Origin of the sequence: Ancylobacter pratisalsi (assembly GCF_010669125.1) — a bacterium.
Lineage (GTDB): Bacteria > Pseudomonadota > Alphaproteobacteria > Rhizobiales > Xanthobacteraceae > Ancylobacter > Ancylobacter pratisalsi.
The window spans coordinates 2,750,830-2,768,138 of sequence record NZ_CP048630.1 but is presented as its reverse complement, the minus strand read 5'-3'; the positions used below and the strand labels follow the sequence as shown (position 1 = coordinate 2,768,138).

The 17,309-nt window shown below is 65.1% G+C and carries 20 protein-coding genes and 2 tRNA genes; 5 read left to right on the top strand and 17 right to left on the bottom strand.

Features of this window, described 5'->3' with window-relative positions; genetic code table 11:
- Window positions 1-260: 260 nt before the first annotated feature.
- Window positions 261-1,712, top strand: a complete 1,452-nt coding sequence (locus tag G3A50_RS12970) for a DUF1254 domain-containing protein (RefSeq protein ID WP_163075663.1) — start codon at window positions 261-263, stop codon at window positions 1,710-1,712.
- A gap of 212 nt (window positions 1,713-1,924) precedes the next feature.
- Here G3A50_RS12970 and G3A50_RS12965 read toward each other — a convergent pair whose 3' ends face one another.
- Window positions 1,925-2,842 carry a LysR family transcriptional regulator gene (locus G3A50_RS12965; RefSeq protein ID WP_163075662.1) on the bottom strand — a complete coding sequence of 306 codons (918 nt, stop codon included), beginning with the start codon at window positions 2,840-2,842 and terminating at the stop codon, window positions 1,925-1,927.
- A 300-nt stretch (window positions 2,843-3,142) separates the two neighbouring features.
- On the opposite strand from G3A50_RS12965, the gene G3A50_RS12960 reads away from it, so the two are divergent.
- Entirely contained in the window at window positions 3,143-3,691 is a 549-nt protein-coding gene (locus tag G3A50_RS12960; protein ID WP_163075661.1) for a hypothetical protein, read from the top strand.
- Window positions 3,688-4,674, top strand: a complete 987-nt coding sequence (locus tag G3A50_RS12955) for an NAD(P)H-quinone oxidoreductase (RefSeq protein ID WP_163075660.1) — start codon at window positions 3,688-3,690, stop codon at window positions 4,672-4,674. The genes G3A50_RS12960 and G3A50_RS12955 overlap by 4 nt, the downstream gene beginning before the upstream one ends.
- 213 nt (window positions 4,675-4,887) lie before the next feature.
- Here the strand turns inward: G3A50_RS12955 and G3A50_RS12950 are convergent, their stop codons facing one another.
- The 11 genes from G3A50_RS12950 to G3A50_RS12900 all read right to left on the bottom strand — a co-directional run bounded on the left by G3A50_RS12950 (window position 4,888) and on the right by G3A50_RS12900 (window position 12,038).
- Window positions 4,888-5,196 (bottom strand): hypothetical protein, encoded by a 309-nt coding sequence (locus tag G3A50_RS12950; RefSeq protein WP_163073202.1) that lies wholly within the window; start codon window positions 5,194-5,196, stop codon window positions 4,888-4,890.
- Between the two features lie 33 nt (window positions 5,197-5,229).
- Window positions 5,230-5,553 (bottom strand): Arm DNA-binding domain-containing protein, encoded by a 324-nt coding sequence (locus G3A50_RS12945; protein ID WP_163075659.1) that lies wholly within the window; start codon window positions 5,551-5,553, stop codon window positions 5,230-5,232.
- A 179-nt stretch (window positions 5,554-5,732) separates the two neighbouring features.
- A tRNA-Phe gene (locus G3A50_RS12940) sits at window positions 5,733-5,808 on the bottom strand.
- A 341-nt stretch (window positions 5,809-6,149) separates the two neighbouring features.
- On the bottom strand, window positions 6,150-6,380 hold the full coding sequence (gene yacG, locus G3A50_RS12935; RefSeq protein ID WP_163075658.1) for a DNA gyrase inhibitor YacG: 231 nt from the start codon (window positions 6,378-6,380) through the stop codon (window positions 6,150-6,152).
- Window positions 6,381-6,408: 28 nt separating this feature from the next.
- A complete protein-coding gene (locus G3A50_RS12930; RefSeq protein ID WP_163075657.1) occupies window positions 6,409-7,032 on the bottom strand; it encodes a Maf-like protein in 624 nt (207 codons plus the stop codon).
- A 165-nt stretch (window positions 7,033-7,197) separates the two neighbouring features.
- Window positions 7,198-7,605 carry an arsenate-mycothiol transferase ArsC gene (locus G3A50_RS12925; RefSeq protein WP_246252453.1) on the bottom strand — a complete coding sequence of 136 codons (408 nt, stop codon included), beginning with the start codon at window positions 7,603-7,605 and terminating at the stop codon, window positions 7,198-7,200.
- Window positions 7,606-7,688: 83 nt separating this feature from the next.
- Window positions 7,689-8,210, bottom strand: a complete 522-nt coding sequence (locus tag G3A50_RS12920) for a UPF0262 family protein (RefSeq protein ID WP_163075656.1) — start codon at window positions 8,208-8,210, stop codon at window positions 7,689-7,691.
- A gap of 9 nt (window positions 8,211-8,219) precedes the next feature.
- Window positions 8,220-9,512 carry a histidinol dehydrogenase gene (hisD, locus tag G3A50_RS12915; RefSeq protein ID WP_163077616.1) on the bottom strand — a complete coding sequence of 431 codons (1,293 nt, stop codon included), beginning with the start codon at window positions 9,510-9,512 and terminating at the stop codon, window positions 8,220-8,222.
- A gap of 171 nt (window positions 9,513-9,683) precedes the next feature.
- Window positions 9,684-10,178 (bottom strand): DUF2948 family protein, encoded by a 495-nt coding sequence (locus G3A50_RS12910; protein WP_163075655.1) that lies wholly within the window; start codon window positions 10,176-10,178, stop codon window positions 9,684-9,686.
- Window positions 10,179-10,365: 187 nt separating this feature from the next.
- Window positions 10,366-11,655: a UDP-N-acetylglucosamine 1-carboxyvinyltransferase gene (gene murA / locus G3A50_RS12905; RefSeq protein WP_163075654.1), complete on the bottom strand. Its 1,290-nt coding sequence runs from the start codon at window positions 11,653-11,655 to the stop codon at window positions 10,366-10,368.
- Between the two features lie 206 nt (window positions 11,656-11,861).
- Complete coding sequence (locus tag G3A50_RS12900; protein ID WP_163073201.1) at window positions 11,862-12,038, bottom strand: hypothetical protein; 177 nt, start codon at window positions 12,036-12,038, stop codon at window positions 11,862-11,864.
- Window positions 12,039-12,194: 156 nt separating this feature from the next.
- Here G3A50_RS12900 and G3A50_RS12895 point away from each other — a divergent pair.
- Window positions 12,195-12,269 (top strand) — tRNA-Thr (locus tag G3A50_RS12895).
- Window positions 12,270-12,967: 698 nt separating this feature from the next.
- Window positions 12,968-13,264 (top strand): antibiotic biosynthesis monooxygenase family protein, encoded by a 297-nt coding sequence (locus tag G3A50_RS12890; RefSeq protein WP_163075653.1) that lies wholly within the window; start codon window positions 12,968-12,970, stop codon window positions 13,262-13,264.
- A gap of 69 nt (window positions 13,265-13,333) precedes the next feature.
- Here the strand turns inward: G3A50_RS12890 and G3A50_RS12885 are convergent, their stop codons facing one another.
- The 5 genes from G3A50_RS12885 to G3A50_RS12865 form a co-directional block, all read right to left on the bottom strand.
- Window positions 13,334-13,624: a hypothetical protein gene (locus G3A50_RS12885; protein ID WP_163075652.1), complete on the bottom strand. Its 291-nt coding sequence runs from the start codon at window positions 13,622-13,624 to the stop codon at window positions 13,334-13,336.
- A gap of 155 nt (window positions 13,625-13,779) precedes the next feature.
- Complete coding sequence (locus tag G3A50_RS12880; RefSeq protein ID WP_163075651.1) at window positions 13,780-14,001, bottom strand: hypothetical protein; 222 nt, start codon at window positions 13,999-14,001, stop codon at window positions 13,780-13,782.
- A 140-nt stretch (window positions 14,002-14,141) separates the two neighbouring features.
- Window positions 14,142-14,972, bottom strand: a complete 831-nt coding sequence (locus G3A50_RS12875) for an ABC transporter permease (RefSeq protein WP_163075650.1) — start codon at window positions 14,970-14,972, stop codon at window positions 14,142-14,144.
- A gap of 39 nt (window positions 14,973-15,011) precedes the next feature.
- The gene (locus tag G3A50_RS12870; RefSeq protein ID WP_163075649.1) at window positions 15,012-15,875 is read right to left on the bottom strand and encodes an ABC transporter permease; all 864 of its coding nucleotides are present in this window, start codon (window positions 15,873-15,875) and stop codon (window positions 15,012-15,014) included.
- Window positions 15,876-15,939: 64 nt separating this feature from the next.
- Window positions 15,940-17,265, bottom strand: coding sequence for an ABC transporter substrate-binding protein (locus tag G3A50_RS12865; RefSeq protein ID WP_163075648.1), 1,326 nt, complete (start codon window positions 17,263-17,265; stop codon window positions 15,940-15,942).
- Window positions 17,266-17,309 lie beyond the last annotated feature (44 nt).

The following is a 17,309-nucleotide window of genomic DNA, read 5'->3' as shown; positions in this document are numbered from 1 at the left end:
AGCGAGGAGCGGCACCCGGCACGATAGAGGCAGGGAATACCAATGACCACGGCCTTCGCTGTCAGAACAGGCTGGTGGGCGACGACGGCCGGGATGCCTTTCGTGTTGCCCAAACTGATAGCGGAGTGCAGGCTCGGCCGCGCCCTGAACCGCGCCGCGTCACCAGGCCTGGGTCGTTTTTGTTCTACGTCCCCGCGCGCGGAGCGGGGCCAGCCTCATCGAGCAGCTCAGGAGAGGCCCATATGAAAGAACATCTTGCAATGAATGCGCTTTCTCGTCGCGCCTTCTTGGCCACCACGGCCGTGGGCACCTTGGCCGCCGCTGTGGTGCCCGCGTCTACCCTCGCGCCCACTCTTGCGCACGCGTCCAGCATCAGCCCCGACGAGGCACGGCAGATCGCCATGGATGCCTACATCTATGGCTACTCGCTGGTGACCACCGACGTCACCCGCCTGCAAATGAGTAATGTGGCCAAGGCCGGGCTGATGAGCGCCCCACTGGGCTCCTTCTTCAATGTGCGGGGCTATCCGCCGGCGACCTATCGCGGCGTCTCGGCCACCAATGCGGACACGCTTTATTCCATGGCATGGCTCGACCTGAAGGAGCCCATGGTCTTCAGCCATCCGGAGATCAAGGATCGCTTCTTCAACTTCGAGCTGATCGACCTGTGGATGGTCGTGAAGCACTCGGTGGGCACCAACACCACCGGAACGGCGGCGGCGACCTATCTCTTCACCGGTCCCGGCTGGAAGGGCGAGGTGCCGAAGGGCATGATCCACATCGCCTATCCCACCCGCTATCTCGGCGTGCTGGGACGGACTTACGCGCTCGACACGCCCGAAGATCTCGCCATCGTCCACAAGCTGCAGGACCAGTACAGGCTCGTGCCGCTGTCCTCGTACACCAAGGATTACACCTTCGTTCCCCAGCCCGTGGCGGATGTGGGTATCAAGATGGACGAAGCGCCGCAGAAGGTCATTCTGGCGCTTGGGGTCGAAGGCTATTTCGACTGGATGACGCGCCTGATGGGCACCGTGGCCGTGCCGCCCGCCGAGGACGCGCCAATGCTCGAGAAGATGGCCAAGATCGGCATCGTCCCGGGCCAGCCATTCAAGCTCTCATCGCTCGATCCCGCCATCCGTGCCGCGCTCAAGGACGTGCCCCAGCGCGTCACCGACAAGCTGAACGAGACCTGGGCAACGCTCGGCAAGGACGTGAATGGCTGGCGGGTCACCACCACGGGCGCCATTTACGGCACGGACTATCTGACCCGCGCCATCTGGGCCTCGAACGGCTGGCCCTCGCAGCAGACCCAGGTTTCGGTCTATCCGACGACCTATGTGGACGGCGCCGGCGTCAAGCTCGACGGCAAGAACAACTACACACTCACCTTCAAAAAGGGGGAGCTGCCGCCGATCAACGAACAGGGCTTCTGGTCGATCACCATGTATCAGATCGACAACGGGCTGTGGTTCTATCCCAACGCGCTCAACAAGCTCACCGTCAGCACGCGTAACAGCTTCATCTATAATGAAGACGGCTCGTTGACGCTTTACTTTCAGCACGAATCGCCGGGCAAGGACAAAGAGCAGAACTGGCTACCCGCGCCTGCCGCGTCCTTCGCCATGACCATGCGGCTCTATTGGCCGAACAAGACGCCACCTTCCATCCTCGACGGCTCCTGGGGGCCGCCGCCGGTCATGAAGGCTTGAGCAAGAGACATCTGGTGTCGGCGGGCCATTCGCGCCGACACCGGAGTCACCGGCCCTCGCGTTCCGATAGGCGGCATGTTAACCAGCAGGGCGATCGCGGCCTCCTGCCTGACCTTTGGCGAGGACGGATCTCCGCCGACCGCGGATGTCCTCCATGGAGGACAATCGCGGCGTCCGTTTCTGGCGCACTAAGCTCATCAGCCGGCCGCCAATCACGGCTCCCAGATCGGTGGACTTCCGATTGATTTCCGCAGGGCCTCGGTAAGGGCTCTTACCTTTGCGCTCGGCTGCGGCAGGGCGCGAAGGACATAGATCCCCGACAGACCGTCGTTCCAGGGCTCGCCGCCCGGCCGCAGCCGGATGAGACGCCCGTCTTTCACATCCGGGCCAACGACCCAGCTCGATAGGAACGCGACGCCCAAGCCCGCTTCAGCCGCCGCGCGCAAAGCCTCGAAATCATCGGAACGGAAGGTCACCACTCCCTTCCCGCCATGCCCGGCCGGGCAGCCCAGCACGTCGCGCCAGCCAAGGAGATCGGCGCCGTGTAGTTTGTCGATCAGCCGATGCGATGACAGATCCGCCGCGTCGTCTGGCGTGCCCGCCCGCGCCAGATAGGCCGGGCTCGCCACCAGCAGCCGCGTGAGCGGCGCCAGTCTTGTCGCGATCAGCGTGCTGTCGGTCAGCGCGCCCATGCGGATGACGACGTCGAGACGCTCGATCACCGGATCGGCCAGCCGCTCCGTCAGGTCGAGCTCGACATGCAGGGCGGGATGTTCGGCCTGCAACGCCGCGACGACCGGCAGGACATAGCGCTTGCCGAAGGTGGGGAAGCAGGCGATCCGCAGCGTGCCGGAAACGGAACCGTCGAAGGCGGCAACCTCGGCATGGGTATCGGCCAGTTCGTCGAGATGCCGCAGTGCCCGCTCATGCAGGCGCTGCCCGGCATCGGTAAGCGCGAGCGCGCGCGTCGAGCGGACAAGCAGCGCAACCCCCAGATCCGCTTCGAGCGTATCGATCTGGCGAACGATCGCTGAAGGCGTCACCGCACGCCGGCGGGCGGCGCCGGAAAAGCTCCCCGCCCGAACGACATCGACGAAGGTGGCGAGATACTCGGCGAAATGGGGTCTCATCTTTGCGGTCCGGGCAAAGCCGTTTGCAGGAAGCGCCAGCTTATCGCTGATCCCGGACACTCGCATATTCGCCGCGTTCACACAGCGGCGGCGTCTCCCCGCCTGCTCACAATCGCCGGGGCAAAGCGCGCCGGCGTTCCATCTCGCAAGGAAGGGCAGCGATTATGGAAATGTCGAAATACATCCGGCCGAGGCGCCGCGCATAACGTCACAGGCATCGACCTTCATCGTATTGGCATTCGCCCTGCGGGAGGACGATGACTGGAATCTAATACAAACGTTTACCGACAAGGCAGATCTATGAAAGTCCTCACTGACAAGATCCTCTCTCAGTCCGCCTATACCGCCGAGATCGATGTTGCGTTCGAAAAAATCGACATCGCCGACTGGCTTTTTACGCTGCCGGAAGCGGAATATCTGCGCTGCTGTCCGCCCGACCATATCGGCTCCGGCGTCACGACGACCGATGACGGCCGCCGCATGGTCATCAATGTCGAAATGATCGGTACCGGGCTGGTCATCCAGCACTATGTCGCGGAGGAAGCGACGCCCGCCTATTGCCGGATGAACTCGATCTCCGACGTGTTCACACCCGCGGGCCGCACGCAGGTCAACGTGATCTGGGAGCTGATCGCCGAGGCGATCGAGGGCGGCCGCACCCGCTACACCAACCGCGTCACCTCGCACCCGACCGACGTGTTCATGGACTTCCTCGCCGCGCACGGCCAGACCTTCGAGCAGGCGGCCGTCGCCCGGCAGGACGCCGGTGGCGACCACAACCGCCGCGAGACGCCGCTCTTCGCCGCCAGCATCGCCCGCCGGGCGGTGGCCAAGGCCGGCGCGAAATGAAGGCGATCACGTTTGACGGCTTCGGCACGGCGGACGTCCTCCGCCTGGCCGAGGTGCCGATGCCGGAACCGCGTGCCGGCGACCTGCTGGTCAAGGTGCACGCGGCCGGCGTCAACCGCGCCGATCTTCTGCAGCGTCAGGGCTATTACGGCCGCCAGAGTTACGGCGAGAGCGATCTGCTCGGGCTTGAAGTGGCCGGCGAGGTGGTTGCGGTCGGAGCGGATGTCACCGGCATCCAGCCCGGCGAGCGGGTGATGGGAATCGTCGGCGGCGGCGCCTATGCCGAGTTTGCCCGCGTCGACCGCAACATGGCGGTGCGCATTCCCGAGCACCTCGACGATCTCGAGGCGGCCGCGGTAATGGAATCCTTCGTCACCGCCTGGGAAGCCGCCGTGCATCTGGGCGGTACCGCCAGCGGCACAGCCGTGCTCATCCACGCGGCGGCCGGCGGTGTCGGCTCCGCCGGCGTCCAAATCGGCCATGCCCTCGGCGCCCGCGTCTTCGCGACCGCCAATGCCGAACGCCGCGCCGACGTATTGGCGCTCGGGGCTGAGGCCGTGTTCGACTATCGAACCGACGACTTCGAGCAGGGCGTGCGCGACGCTACCGGCGGGCGCGGCGTGGACGTGATCGTGGATTTCGTCGGCGGCGACTATCTCGCCCGCAATCTGCGCAGCCTCGCCCCAGGCGGGCGCCTCGTCCAGGTCGGTCTACTCGGCGGGCAGGATAGCGCCGACATTCCCCTCTCCGTCTTGCTGCACAACCACCTGCGCCTCATCGGCACGGTGATGAAATCGCGGACGGTGGACGAAAAGCGCGCCATGGTGCGGCGCTTCGCGGAAGGCGCGCTGCCAATGTTCGCCAACGGCCGGCTGAGACCGCTGGTCGGCAAAGTCTTCCCGCTGGCGCAGGCCGCCGAGGCGCATCACGCCATGGAGGCCGGCGGCGGCTTCGGGAAGATCGTGCTGAAGGTGGACGTGTGAGGCATCTGCGGCCGGGGCTCCACTTGAGCCTTGGCCGTCGATACCGGACTGTAGAGTGTCCGCTCTCGGTGTTCAGCCGACCGTCCGCGGTTGGCGAAACGTTCAACGCCAGATCCTGGCGCTACTTCGCCGTGCTCGGGTACAGTTCGCTATCGTTCCTCAACCGCCCCGGCCACTCGCGGTTCTTGTCGACGCAGATTCAGCGCGAAGGCCTCACGAACGATGAGCCCGAACCACGGCGCTGACGGCAAGCAAGATCGCCGACGTGGCAATGCCGGCCAAGAGAACGCCTCTCGGCGTCCACCGGATGCTGGCGCTGCCCTGTAGCGTGATGCGGTTGCCGAGCCTGACGTCCCAGACCGTTTTCATTTCCTCGGGGTGGTCGGACGACGAAGTTACATAGTCGCTTGAGTTGTCCATCATGCTTCCTCGAACCGCTTTGGCTTTCGTGTTCTCGCGACGCAATGCTTGGACAGCGCCCATTTTGATCAATGACGACAATGCCAGAAACCTCAAGTTCACGATTGTCTTTTCGGACCGGTTTTCGCGTTTAAGCTATTCGACATACTCATCCGCAATCTGCTGGAAGGTCGGGCCGCTCTTCTCGGCCACCCTGCTCGCCCGCTTGACCTCGGACGGATCCTTGCCGCTCAGCAAAATCCGCTTCGCATCGTCCCGGGCGTGTCGCGCGTCGCTGAGCGAGACCAACGGGTAGGGACCGGTCACTAGTAGCTTCTGCTTGCCTCCAAATCGGTAGGCGAGGCGCCAGAGCTTGTGGCCTGATGGCTGGACCCACAGCTGCAAGCCTCCACCATCGGAGAGCTTTTTAAGGGTTTTGTCGGGCTCGGCATTTCTGCAGGCGACGTCGGCAAGCGGCATGGTTAGACCCCTGCTTGGGGGCGATACCAACACCCCCGACAAGCGATACCAACAACGCTACCAACAATTTTGCTGCATGCCCATGGATCAAGCCGGTCCATGCCGGGCCACTCGATCCAGCTAAATCATTGATTTTTCAGCTTAGTTTGGACTTCCACGGACCATGCCGGACCAGGAAATGGTGCCCAGGGACGGAGTCGAACCGCCGACACTGCGATTTTCAGTCGCATGCTCTACCAACTGAGCTACCTGGGCGTAGCTACGACGGCACGAAGCCGTACGGAGCGGGGCGCGTTATAGAGTCTCCGCTGTCCCATGTCCATATGACCGGCTGTGGAAAAGCCTGCCGAATTCATCTGTTTCCCGGATCAGGCAAGGAGCAGTCAATCTCGTCCTTCAGGCGGGCCCTATGGGCGAGCCGCACCCGGTGGACAGCCCCCCGACGCCCCAATCCGGCCTACAGATGATGGCGCCCTCACCGGCCGCCGGGGCCGGCGGCAGAATGGCGGGCCGCGCACGTCGCTGATTGCGAACGATCCAGGACCGCGATCTCCCGAAACCAGCCGGACAGCCCGGCAACAGACAGATGACGAGGCCTAACGCTCGGATGGCGGCGCCGGGCTCAGGGTCGGCTCCTCGCCGTCCTCATCGTCGTCCTCGGTCACGGGAATGGCATAGGCGCCCGTCAGCCAACGGTTGAGGTCCACATCGGCGCAGCGTGAGGAGCAGAAGGGGCGATATTTCTCTGCCGCCGCCTTGCCGCAGATCGGGCAAACCTGCCGGGCCGGCCCGTCGCGGCCCGGATCGTCCGGGGTATCGGAAGTCATTGTCCCGTCTCCCTTTGCACGGCGGGCCTCACTCAGGCCCCGCCCAGGCGTTGTGGATGGGAAAGCGTTCGCCGGCGAGCATCGCAACCGTCTCAGCCAGCGGCAGGCCGACGACGTTGGTGTAGGAGCCCACCAGCTTGATCACAAAGCTGCCGGCAAGCCCCTGGATGGCGTAACCACCCGCCTTGCCGTGCCATTCGCGCGAGGCGAGATAGAAGTCCATGTCCTCGCGCGACAGGCGCTTGAAGCGCACCCGCGTCTCGACGAGACGCGTGCGCACGCCGCCCTTCGGCGTCATCAGCGCGACGCCGGTGTAGACGCGGTGCGCGCGGCCGGACAGCAGACGCAGGCAATCCGCCGCTTCCTCGCTGACCTCCGGCTTGGGCAGCACGCGCCGGCCGACGCCGACCACCGTATCGGCGGCAATAAGGTAAGCGTCCTCATACTCGTTACCAGCCTTGCGGCGCCCATCGGCCGCCATCAGCTTCTCGCGTGCGAGGCGAAGCGCGAGCCGGCGCGGCAGCTCGCCGCGCTCCGGCGTCTCGTCGATATCGGCCGGCAGCAGGGCATCGGGTTCGAGACCGGCCTGGGCGAGCAGCGCCAGCCGGCGCGGCGAACCCGAGGCCAGCACCAATTGGGGGCGGGCGCTCACGCAGAAACTCCTCTCCCGCCGAAGGCCGGCGGGTCATGCAGAAAGGACCGGCAAGCTAGAGCCTTTTGCGATCAGGTGGAATCACCTCATCGACAAGAAAGTGCATCCTGCCGGTTAATCGCGCCCTCCCACAGAGCGAAAAGCCCGGCATCCGCTCTCCACGCCTCAGCGGGGGCGGAAGCGGGCGCGGATGCGGGCTTCCAGCTCGTCGCGCACGGCACGATAGGCATCCATGCGCTGTTCGCGATTGCCGCTCGCCAGCGTCGGGTCGGGCGTGGGCCAGTATTCGACATCAATCGCATTGGTCCGAGTGAGTTCCAGCGCGCGGTGGTGGGCGTCTGGAGACAGCGTGATCACGAGATCGAACCCGAGCCCTTCATTCTCTTCCAGCTCTTCCAAGGTCTGCGGCCTGTGGCGGCTGAGGTCGAGCCCGATCTCGTCGATGGCCGCGAGCATGAAGGGATCGCTTTCCCCCTTCATCACCCCGGCAGAGCCGATATAGAGCGAGCGACCGAACAGGTGCTTGGCCAGCACCGCCGCCATCGGCGAGCGCACTGCGTTCTGCCCGCACATGAAGAGCACCGATTGCGGCCGCTCGCGCCGCGCGGGCGCCACCAGGCCCGCTGGCACATCCACAGCGGAGGCGCCGGGCACGCTCAGCCCTTCCAGTGAAGGGCGCAGACCAGCGTAAACAGCCGCCGCGCAGTCCGGAAATCGATGTCTATCTTGTCCTTCAGCCGCTCCTGGAGCAGCTCGGAGCCTTCATTGTGAAGCCCCCGCCGGCCCATGTCGATCGCCTCGATCTGCGACGGGCTCGCGGTGCGGATGGCGCCATAATAGCTCTCGCAGACCAGAAAATAGTCCTTCACCACGCGGCGCAGCGGGCTCAGCGAAAGATGATGCTGCACCACGGGCGATCCGTCCTCACGGGAGATATCGAACAGCAGCCGTCCCTCCGCGAGCGCGATCGTGAGCTGGTAGGGGCCGGGTTTGGGGTCACCGTGCGGGGAGAAGCTGTTCTCTTCGATGAGGTCGTAGATGGCGACAGCGCGCTCGTGCTCGACGTCGCGATTGGAACGCCCGATGGAGTGCGCATCCAGCGTCACCGCCGTCAGGCGGCGGCTGGCGCCAAAGGCGTCCGCATCGTTCGCCCCATCACGGTCCTCGCCATCCGCCATCGGCCCGCCCTAGAGATTGAGCCGGATCGCGACAGAGCGCGCATGGGCCCCGAGCCCTTCCGCCTCGCCAATCGCGATCGCCGCCGGCCCGAGCGCGCGAAGCTGGTCGGGTCCGCATTTCAGGATAGAGGTGCGCTTCATGAAATCGAGCACACCGAGCCCGGAGGAGAACCGCGCCGAACGCGCGGTCGGCAGCACATGATTGGAGCCGCCGACATAGTCGCCGATCGCCTCCGGCGTATGTCCGCCGATGAAGATCGCTCCGGCATGACGGATGCGGGCCACCAGCGCCTCGGGATCCGCGGTCATGATCTCCAGATGCTCGGGGGCGATGCGGTTGGAAAGCGCCGGCGCCTCGTTCAGGCTGGCCAGCCGGATCACCGCACCGTAATCAGCCCAGCTCGCCGTGGCGATCTCGCGGCGCGGCAATGTCGCCAGCTGGCGTTCGACGGCGGCCAGGACCCGTTCGGCCAGTTCGTCGTCATCGGTCATCAGGATCGACTGCGCGGCGGTGTCGTGCTCGGCCTGCGCCAGCAGATCGGCCGCGATCCAGTCCGGGTTCTGGTCGCCATCGGCGATCACCAGCACTTCCGAAGGCCCCGCCACCATGTCGATACCGACCGTGCCGAAGACATGGCGCTTGGCGGCGGCCACATAGGCATTGCCCGGCCCGACGATCTTGGCCACGGGGGCGATGGTCTCGGTCCCGTAGGCCAGGGCCGCCACCGCCTGTGCCCCGCCCACGCGATAGACCTCATCGACGCCGGCAAGACGCGCCGCGGCGAGCACGAGTGGATTGAGCTGACCGTCGGGGGCCGGCACCACCATGGCGAGCCGTTCAACGCCGGCAACCTTGGCCGGCACCGCGTTCATCAGCACGGAGGAGGGATACGCCGCCGTGCCGCCTGGAACATAAAGCCCGACCGCGTCGACCGCCGTCCAGCGATGGCCAAGCTCGACGCCGATCGGATCGATATAGCGCGAACTCTCGGGCAGCTGGCGAGCGTGATGGGAGCGGATGCGCTCATGGGCCAGCGTGAGCGCCTTGAGCGTCTGCGGGTCGGCGGCGGCGAACGCCGCGTCGATCTCCGCTTCGGTCACACGTATGCCGAGCCTGTCGAGGTCCACCCTGTCGAACGTCCTCGACAGCTCCACCAGCGCGGCATCGCCTCGCAGGCGCACATCCTCGACAATGCGTGCCACCGCCTGGGCGACATCATGGGAAACCTCCCGCTTGGTGCCGAGGAAGGCGGTGAAGCGGGTATCGAAATCGGGAGAGCGGGTGTCGAGACGGAGCGGCATCATCATGTCCTGCGGCAGGCGCGGCGTTGCCCCGTCCTATCGCAACCGAGCCCGCCGAAGACAAGAGCGTCACGGCACGCGGTTAAAGGCAAGCCCGCAAAGGCCATGCTCCAAGGGCCACGCAGCAGGCGCCCGCCCGCTGCGGCGCGCGTCACGAAGGCCTGTGCCCGGTCAGCGGCTTTCCTCCTCCGCCTCGTGACAGGGCGTACCCTTGGCATCCCATGCCGGACCCAGGTCCTGAAGCCCGGCCTCCATGCACTCCACATCGAGCTGCACCTCCGCGCCGCCGGAGAACAGGAAGGTGATGGTGCCGGACGGCGCGTCGGTCTCGGTAAAGTTAAGCGCGAGCAGGTTCAGAACGGCCCGCTTGTCCTTGAGATCGATGCCGCGAAGACGCGCGCCGAGCACGCGCTCGAAACGGAGACCCGCCCGGCGCCGCACACAAGGGCCGACAGAGGCCGCCGCGAGGCCTGGGGGCGCATCAGGATCCGCCATCGCCTCGGCCTGAATGGCCTTCTCCCAGTCGAAGCGATTCGCGAGCAGCGCGAAGCGGCGCTCCTTGGGCAGATAGGTCATGTCGCCGACCGCAACCACCGCGTCCTGAAGATGGACCGACAGCACCGCCAGATCCTCGCTGTCCAGCGCAATGAGCTTGAGACCCGCCATAATTCAACTCCGCATCGCCAATGCCGCCGAAATGGCGATGCAAGTGTGACACGGCAAGAGGTTAGGTAGAAGCACGCACGCAGTGAGATTGCATGGCAGCCACCCGCTCGGGCCGGATTGCGCCGTCGCCGGGCGCCCTCATGGGCCGCCGCCGCCTGGACGGCGCCCAGGCCCGGTCAGGTTGCCCCTACCCGGCGATGCGCTCGATCTCGGCACCACAGGCGGAGAGCTTCTCCTCCAGTCGCTCGAAGCCGCGATCGAGGTGGTAGACCCGGTGGATCATGCTCTCGCCCTCGGCCGCCAGCGCGGCGATCACCAGCGACACCGAGGCACGCAGATCGGTCGCCATCACCGGAGCGCCGGTCAGCTTCTCCACACCCTCGATCGTCGCCCTCTCCCCATCGAGGTGAATGCGCGCACCGAACCGGGCAAGCTCCTGCACATGCATGAAGCGGTTCTCGAAAATGGTCTCGGTGATGTGCGACGTGCCCCGCGCACAGGTCGTCAGCGCCATGAGCTGGGCCTGGAGATCGGTTGGGAAGCCCGGGAAGGGCGCGGTCGTCACGTCCACCGGCGAGATGCCCGCACCGTTGCGTTTGACCTTCAGCCCTTCATTGGAAACCGTGATTTCCGCTCCCGCCTCGCGCAGCGTGTGAAGCGCCGAATCGAGCAGGTCGGCACGCGCCCCCGACAGCATCACCTCGCCACCGGTCATCGCCACGGCCATCGCATACGTGCCGGTCTCGATACGGTCGGGCAGCACGCAATGGCGCGCGCCCCGCAGGCGCGGCACGCCGACGATACGGATGGTCGAGGTCCCCTGCCCCTCGATACGGCCCCCCATCGCGTTGATGCAATCGGCGACGTCGACCACCTCGGGCTCGCGGGCCGCGTTCTCGATGATGGTCTCGCCGTTGGCGAGGCTTGCCGCCATGATCGCGGTGTGGGTCGCGCCGACGGAGACTCTCGGGAACACGATGCGCGCGCCCTTCAGCCCCTTGGGGGCGCGGGCCAGCACATAGCCGCCGTCGATCTCGATATCGGCGCCAAGGGCGCGCAGCGCGTCGAGATGGAAGTCGACCGGGCGGGTGCCAATGGCGCAACCGCCGGGCAGCGAGACCTTGGCCTCGCCCATACGCGCCAGCAGCGGACCGATCACCCAGAAGCTCGCCCGCATCTTGGAAACGAGTTCATAGGGCGCGACGGTGTCGACGATCAGCCGGGCGTCGATCTCCATGGTCTGACCGGCATAGGCATCGTCGCCGCGCCGTTTGCCGTTCACCGTGATGTCAATGCCGTGATTGCCCAGGATGCGCTGGAGCTGGGCGACGTCCGCGAGGCGCGGCACATTTTCGAGCACCAGCTTCTCGTCGGTCAGCAGGCCGGCAATCATCAGCGGCAGGGCGGCGTTCTTGGCGCCAGAGATCGCGATAGACCCGTTGAGCGGGTTGCCGCCGACGATGCGGATGCGGTCCATGAGGTTCGAAACTCCTTGCAGCCTGATTTGCCGGGCCGCGGGTCTTGGCAGCGGTCAGCGTTCTTTCACGGGGCATGCCCGGCGGATCAGGCCGATTCGTGGCACCGAGGCGATATTGCTGTCCAAGCGTTAGCGCGAGTGCGCGAAGGACACAACGCACGGCCGCGTTCAGGCGTCGCCGACATGTCCGGCCCGCGCCCTGGCGATCAGCTTTCCACAGGCGGCGGGCGTACGCGATCGACAGTAGTCTCGGCGCCTGCCTCGGCATCCGCGACACCCGGCCCGTCCTTTCGCCCCCGCGCCTGCGCCTTGCGGCGCTTCAGGTTCTCCCGGAGCGCCGCCGCCAGACGATCCGCACGCTCCTGATCTTCCTTGCCGTTCATCCCGTCGTCCCACTCTCCACACGTCCTTCTTCGCATAGGGCGGAAAGCGTTTCGACGAAAGGGGCGGTGCATTGCGGTCAGGTGATGCTTGCGCCGACGGGCATGGTGTGGCAAACGTCCCGGCGCCCCGGCAGGCACACTCCACCGCCGGACGGCGCTGCGGTAGCTCAGTGGTAGAGCACTCCCTTGGTAAGGGAGAGGTCGAGAGTTCAATCCTCTCTCGCAGCACCATACAAATGCTGCATTCCTTTCCATCTCAAAGAAGTTCCCGCGAGTTCACTTGAACGCAGCGGAGACCTGTGATGGCCCAAGCATGTGACATTACCATTCCCGATCGACCCCGTCGCATCCGCCTATCGCGCGCCAAGGGATGGCGCACTCGGCACACGGTGCTTTCCTCGTACCAGAGGAAATTCATGAAGACGCGGGCCGCGTCCGCAAGTCCCCCTCCCGCCCCGAGCACAACGAACCCGGCTGACTGCCCAGGCTCCAGCGTGGCGCGCATCTCAAAGTCGTAAGGCAGAAACCCGCCTGACCCGAGAACACCGCCCATCGTGATCGCGCCGGCGTTAGCGAGATATCGAAGCTCACCGGGCTCTCTCGGCAGACCGCGTATCGCCTCAAGGACGATCCCGTGGGACAGGCAACGGCGTCTCACGGCTTTGGGATGAAGGACTGACGTCTTCCACGGCATGGGATGGCACGATTACGCCCGTGGCGGCCCATGGGAGCAGCGATGACCACCCATCGATCCCTGCCCCGCGCGGCGGCGGGACATCGCGTCACTCGGCATCTAGCCGTCCCCGCGCGAAGCGGCTACCCATCCAGCGTCGGGAGAGCGGACGGGCGTGAGGCATCATGGATCCGCGTGCGCGCCTCCCGATCGAGCGGTGGCGCGACGTTGCGCCAGCGGGCACAGGGAAACGAACATGATCATCGAAACTGCCGAAATCAGCATCAAGCCCGGAGAAGAGGCCGCCTTCGAGGCGGGCGTCGCGAAAGCAGCTCCCCTCTTCCTGCGGGCCAAGGGGTGCCACGGGCTGTCACTGCAGAAGGTGGTCGAGACGCCCCTCATCTACCGGCTGCGTGTCCAGTGGGAGACGCTGGACGACCATATGGTCAGCTTCCGCGCCTCGGATGATTTTCAGTCCTGGAGGGGCCTGGTCGGCAGCTATTTCGCCGCGCCCCCCGTCGTCACCCATGAGAGCGAAGTCGCGCGGTTCTGATCGCCAGCGCCGTGCGGTCCGGCCACCCCTCCCTGACCGGAGGCGGTGGCCAGCTCTCACGGCGCCTCGTCAGCGGCTGCGCACCATCGGCTCGCGGCAGCGATAGCCGATGAAGCACTGCTTCTGGTCGGCGGTCTGAAGCCATGCCGGGAAGGTGGTCTCGTCCAGCCCGCAATAGCGCTGATCGGAGACATACCGATCATAAACGTTCGGCCCGGTGCCGATGACGACGGCGCCCTTCTCCCGAACCAGGTCAAAGGTCGCCGCGCAACTCATATTGAGCGAGTTCGGCATCGACTGGGCAAAGGCGGACGTCGCGGTGAGAGCGGCGAGCGGCACGGCGAACAGCAAGGCGCGCATGATAGGCCTCCGGAAACATGAATGTCGCCCGCCCGGTCGCCGGCGAACGCTCACTAATCATACGCCCCCGGGAACGGCCAGGATCATCACATTGCACGGCGGCAACAGGAGTTGCCCGCCAGACGCGACCCATCCGTCCCGCCGAACGCCTGCGTTCAGCGGATGAACTCGATGGTGTCCAGCGCGATGAGCTGGCTGCCCTCGTAATTATTGTCGTGCAGCCGGCACAGCATGAAGCGGTCGGCGACCTCGATCGGCCCATAGGCGGTCACCGTGTCGCCGCTGCGCAGCTTGATGGTCAAGGCGTGCTTGCGGTCGTCCCTGGCCACCTCGTGAAGCAGATCACAGATGGTCCGCGTGCTGTTGCAAATGTTCATGGCGTTAACTCCCATTGCCTGCCCTGTTCGGCATGCCGGCCAGACGGCGCCAACCACCGACACTTTCTTGCCTAAACGCTGGGAGGAGTATCCGGTTCCTTACCGATATGTGGGAGCACCCGGCCGCCGCAGCCGGACCGCTAGCCCGCGATGCGGCGGGCCCGGCGCTTGCGCAGCACGGCGATGCTGAGCAGCGCGACGACGATGATGGCCATGGAGAACACCGTCGTCACCGTGCCGAGCGCGTAAAGCACCGGCGTGGTGACATTCGTGGTCATGCCGTAGATCTCGAGCGGCAGGGTGTTGAAGGAGCCCGAGGTCATGAGCGTGCGCGCGAATTCATCGTAGGAAAGCGTGAAGCCGAACAGGCCCACGCCGATCAGGCTCGGCAGGATGATCGGCAGCACCACATGCACGAAGGTCTGCCAGGGCGTGGCGCCAAGGTCGCGAGCGGCTTCCTCATAGGCCGGGTTGAAGCGGTTGAAGACCGCGAACATGATCAGCAGGCCGAAGGGCAGCGTCCAGGTGAGATGGGCCCCGAAGGCCGATGAATACCAGGCCGGATCGAGCCCGAACACGTTGAACGCAAGGCCGATGCCGAGCGAGATCAGGATCGAGGGCACGATCAGGCTGGCGATGGTGAGATAGAACAGCGGCCCCGAGCCGAGAAAGCGGCGGCGAAAGGCGAGGCCCGCCAGCAGCGACACCACCACCGTCGTCAGCATCGTCATGATGCCCAGCATCAGAGAGCGCGAGAAGGCGCCGCCGAAGTCGCCGACGGCCTGCTGCTCGAACAACAGGTTCTCGAACCAGCGCAGCGACACCCCGTTCATCGGAAACGTCAGGCCGCCATTCGGACCCTGGAAGGACAGAATGAAGATCGTCGTCATCGGCCCGTAGAGAAACAGCACGAACAGCACGAAGAACGCCGTGAGCACGTAGAAGCCGGGGCCGCGTCGTTCCGAGTTCATTGCCGTTTCCTCATCGCTCCCGACCTTGCGGTCCGGGGCTCACAGTTCCTTGCGGATGTTGACGATGCGCAGGATCGCACCGACCATCAACAGCACCAGAATGAGCAGGATCACCGCGTTGGCCGCGGCCGCGGGGTACTGCAGCAGCGCGATCTGGTTCGCCATCATCAGCCCGACGGAAGCCGACTGCCCGCCGGACATGAAACGCACGGTGATGAAGTCGCCCATCACCAGCGTGACCACGAAGATGGACCCGATGGCGATGCCCGGCTTGGCCAGCGGGATAATGACGTTGGTGAGTATCTGCCACCCGCTGGCGCCGGCATCGCGCGCCGCCTCGATCAGCGCGCGGTCGATGCGCATCAGCGTGTTGAAGATCGGCGTCACCATGAACAGCGTGTAGAGGTGCACCATCGCCAGCACCACCGCGAAGTCCGAGAACAGCAGGAATTCCAGCGGCTTGTCGATAATACCGAGATTCATCATCGTCTGGTTCAGCAGCCCGTTTCGCCCCAGAAACGGGATCCAGGAGATCATCCGGATGATGTTCGAGGTCAGGAACGGAATAGTGCAGACCAGAAACAGCACCATCTGCGCCGTCGCCGAGCGGATATGGAAGGCGAGATAGTAGGCGACCCAGAAACCCACGAACAACGTCACCGCCCAGACGATAGCCGTGTATTTCAGCGTGTTGATATAGGTGCTCCAGGTCACCGGGGAGGAGATCGTCTCCTCGTAATTGGTGAACACGAAGGCCGGGAAGATCTGGATCGAATCGTAATCCCAGAAGCTCACCATGACGATGGTGGCGATCGGCAGCACCAGGAACGCCGCCAGGATCAGCGTCAGCGGCGTCGCCTGCAGGTAGGGCGCCAATCGGGGGGCGAGATGGGAGCGCGTCATGCTCGGCTTCCGGTGGAAGGGCTGATCGACCCTCTCCCCGGCGGGGAGAGGGCCTTTTTGTGCGTCAGGCTGCGATGAATTCGTTCCAGCGGCGGACCATGTAGCGGTCCTCGTCCATCACCGAATTCCAGCAGGCGACCGCGCCCATGCGCTCCTCGAACGAACCGCCGTCGCGCACCGCGCCGGCGGTGTACATCACCTTGCCCTCCGGCGAGAGAATGTCGGCCTTGGCCGGCTGGCCGAGCATCCAGAATGCCCATTCATCCGGGCTCATGTTCTTCTCGGCGGTGGAGAGCACGGCCGAGTAGTAGCCCTGCCGGTTGAGATAGGCGCCGACCCAGCCGGAGAGGTACCAGTTGATGTACTCATACGCGGCGTCGAGCTGCGCGCCCTTCAGGTGCTTGGCGATGCCGAGGCCGCCGCCCCAGGCGCGGTAGCCTTCCTCAAGCGGCTGGTAGACGCAGGGAATGCCCTTCGAGCGCACCGCGGCCACGGCCGGCGACCACATGGACTGGATCACAACCTCGCCCGAGGCCATCAGGTTCACGCTCTCGTCGAAGGTCTTCCAGAACGCGCGGAACTGGCCGTCCTTCTTGGTCTTGATGAGGAAATCGATCGTGGTGTCGATCTCCGCCTTGGTCATGTTGCCCTTGTCGCCATACTTGATGATGCCCGCGCTCTCGCAGATCATCGCCGCGTCCATGATGCCAATGGACGGGATGTTTAGGATCGAGGTCTTGCCCTTGAAGGCGGGATCCAGAATGTCCTTCCAGTTCTTGATCGGACGGCCGACGAGGTCGGGGCGGATGCCCAGCGTGTCGGCATTGTAGATGGTGGGGATCAGCGTCATCCACTGGGTGGGCGCCTTGGCGAAGGTCTTGGAATCCGGCCCTTCCACGAAGCCGACCGTGTTGGGCGCGGTGCCCTGGGCGATCTTGGATTCCGGCGTGAGCTTGCCGGTGGTGAAGATCGGCACGATCTGGTCGTAATACTTGATCTTCTTGACATCCATCGGCTGCAGCGTGCCGGCGGCGAACACCTTCTTGCAGATCCAGTATTCGATGTCGGCGATATCGAAGCTGTTCGCCTGGGTCACGACCCGCTGCGACACCGCGTCGGAATCGAGAGCGGTCATCTGCAGCGTGATGCCGAGGTCTTCCTTGCACTTCTCGGCGATGGCGTTGAGGTTCGACACGCCGGTGCCGAACTGGCGCAGCGTGATCGGGTTCTGCGCCCAGATGGTGGGGAATCCGGTAATGGCGCCCGAACCGGCGGCAACGCCTGCGAGTCCGGCGGCGCCCTTCAGCACGTTGCGGCGGCTGACACCGCTGGCGCTGCCCGTCGCGCTGCCCTTGGCGGCGCCCGTGCGATCCGTTGTCTTCTTGGTCATGGAAGTCTCCCGAGCGTAGTTCGTTATGGTTCAGCGGACGAGAA

Bases quoted from the DNA above. Each gene is read 5' to 3' on its own strand.
- G3A50_RS12945 (WP_163075659.1), bottom strand. From the start codon at position 5,553: ATGCCGCTTGCCGACGTCGCCTGCAGAAATGCCGAGCCCGACAAAACC.
- G3A50_RS12880 (WP_163075651.1), bottom strand. From the start codon at position 14,001: ATGAACATTTGCAACAGCACGCGGACCATCTGTGATCTGCTTCACGAG.
- G3A50_RS12925 (WP_246252453.1), bottom strand. From the start codon at position 7,605: ATGTGCGGGCAGAACGCAGTGCGCTCGCCGATGGCGGCGGTGCTGGCC.
- murA (WP_163075654.1), bottom strand. From the start codon at position 11,655: ATGGACCGCATCCGCATCGTCGGCGGCAACCCGCTCAACGGGTCTATC.
- G3A50_RS12890 (WP_163075653.1), top strand. From the start codon at position 12,968: ATGATCATCGAAACTGCCGAAATCAGCATCAAGCCCGGAGAAGAGGCC.
- G3A50_RS12965 (WP_163075662.1), bottom strand. From the start codon at position 2,842: ATGAGACCCCATTTCGCCGAGTATCTCGCCACCTTCGTCGATGTCGTT.
- G3A50_RS12875 (WP_163075650.1), bottom strand. From the start codon at position 14,972: ATGAACTCGGAACGACGCGGCCCCGGCTTCTACGTGCTCACGGCGTTC.
- G3A50_RS12970 (WP_163075663.1), top strand. From the start codon at position 261: ATGAATGCGCTTTCTCGTCGCGCCTTCTTGGCCACCACGGCCGTGGGC.
- G3A50_RS12910 (WP_163075655.1), bottom strand. From the start codon at position 10,178: ATGGCGGGTCTCAAGCTCATTGCGCTGGACAGCGAGGATCTGGCGGTG.
- G3A50_RS12960 (WP_163075661.1), top strand. From the start codon at position 3,143: ATGAAAGTCCTCACTGACAAGATCCTCTCTCAGTCCGCCTATACCGCC.
- G3A50_RS12865 (WP_163075648.1), bottom strand. From the start codon at position 17,265: ATGACCAAGAAGACAACGGATCGCACGGGCGCCGCCAAGGGCAGCGCG.
- yacG (WP_163075658.1), bottom strand. From the start codon at position 6,380: ATGACTTCCGATACCCCGGACGATCCGGGCCGCGACGGGCCGGCCCGG.
- G3A50_RS12955 (WP_163075660.1), top strand. From the start codon at position 3,688: ATGAAGGCGATCACGTTTGACGGCTTCGGCACGGCGGACGTCCTCCGC.
- G3A50_RS12870 (WP_163075649.1), bottom strand. From the start codon at position 15,875: ATGACGCGCTCCCATCTCGCCCCCCGATTGGCGCCCTACCTGCAGGCG.
- G3A50_RS12900 (WP_163073201.1), bottom strand. From the start codon at position 12,038: ATGAACGGCAAGGAAGATCAGGAGCGTGCGGATCGTCTGGCGGCGGCG.
- G3A50_RS12885 (WP_163075652.1), bottom strand. From the start codon at position 13,624: ATGCGCGCCTTGCTGTTCGCCGTGCCGCTCGCCGCTCTCACCGCGACG.
- G3A50_RS12920 (WP_163075656.1), bottom strand. From the start codon at position 8,210: ATGGCGGATGGCGAGGACCGTGATGGGGCGAACGATGCGGACGCCTTT.
- hisD (WP_163077616.1), bottom strand. From the start codon at position 9,512: ATGCCGCTCCGTCTCGACACCCGCTCTCCCGATTTCGATACCCGCTTC.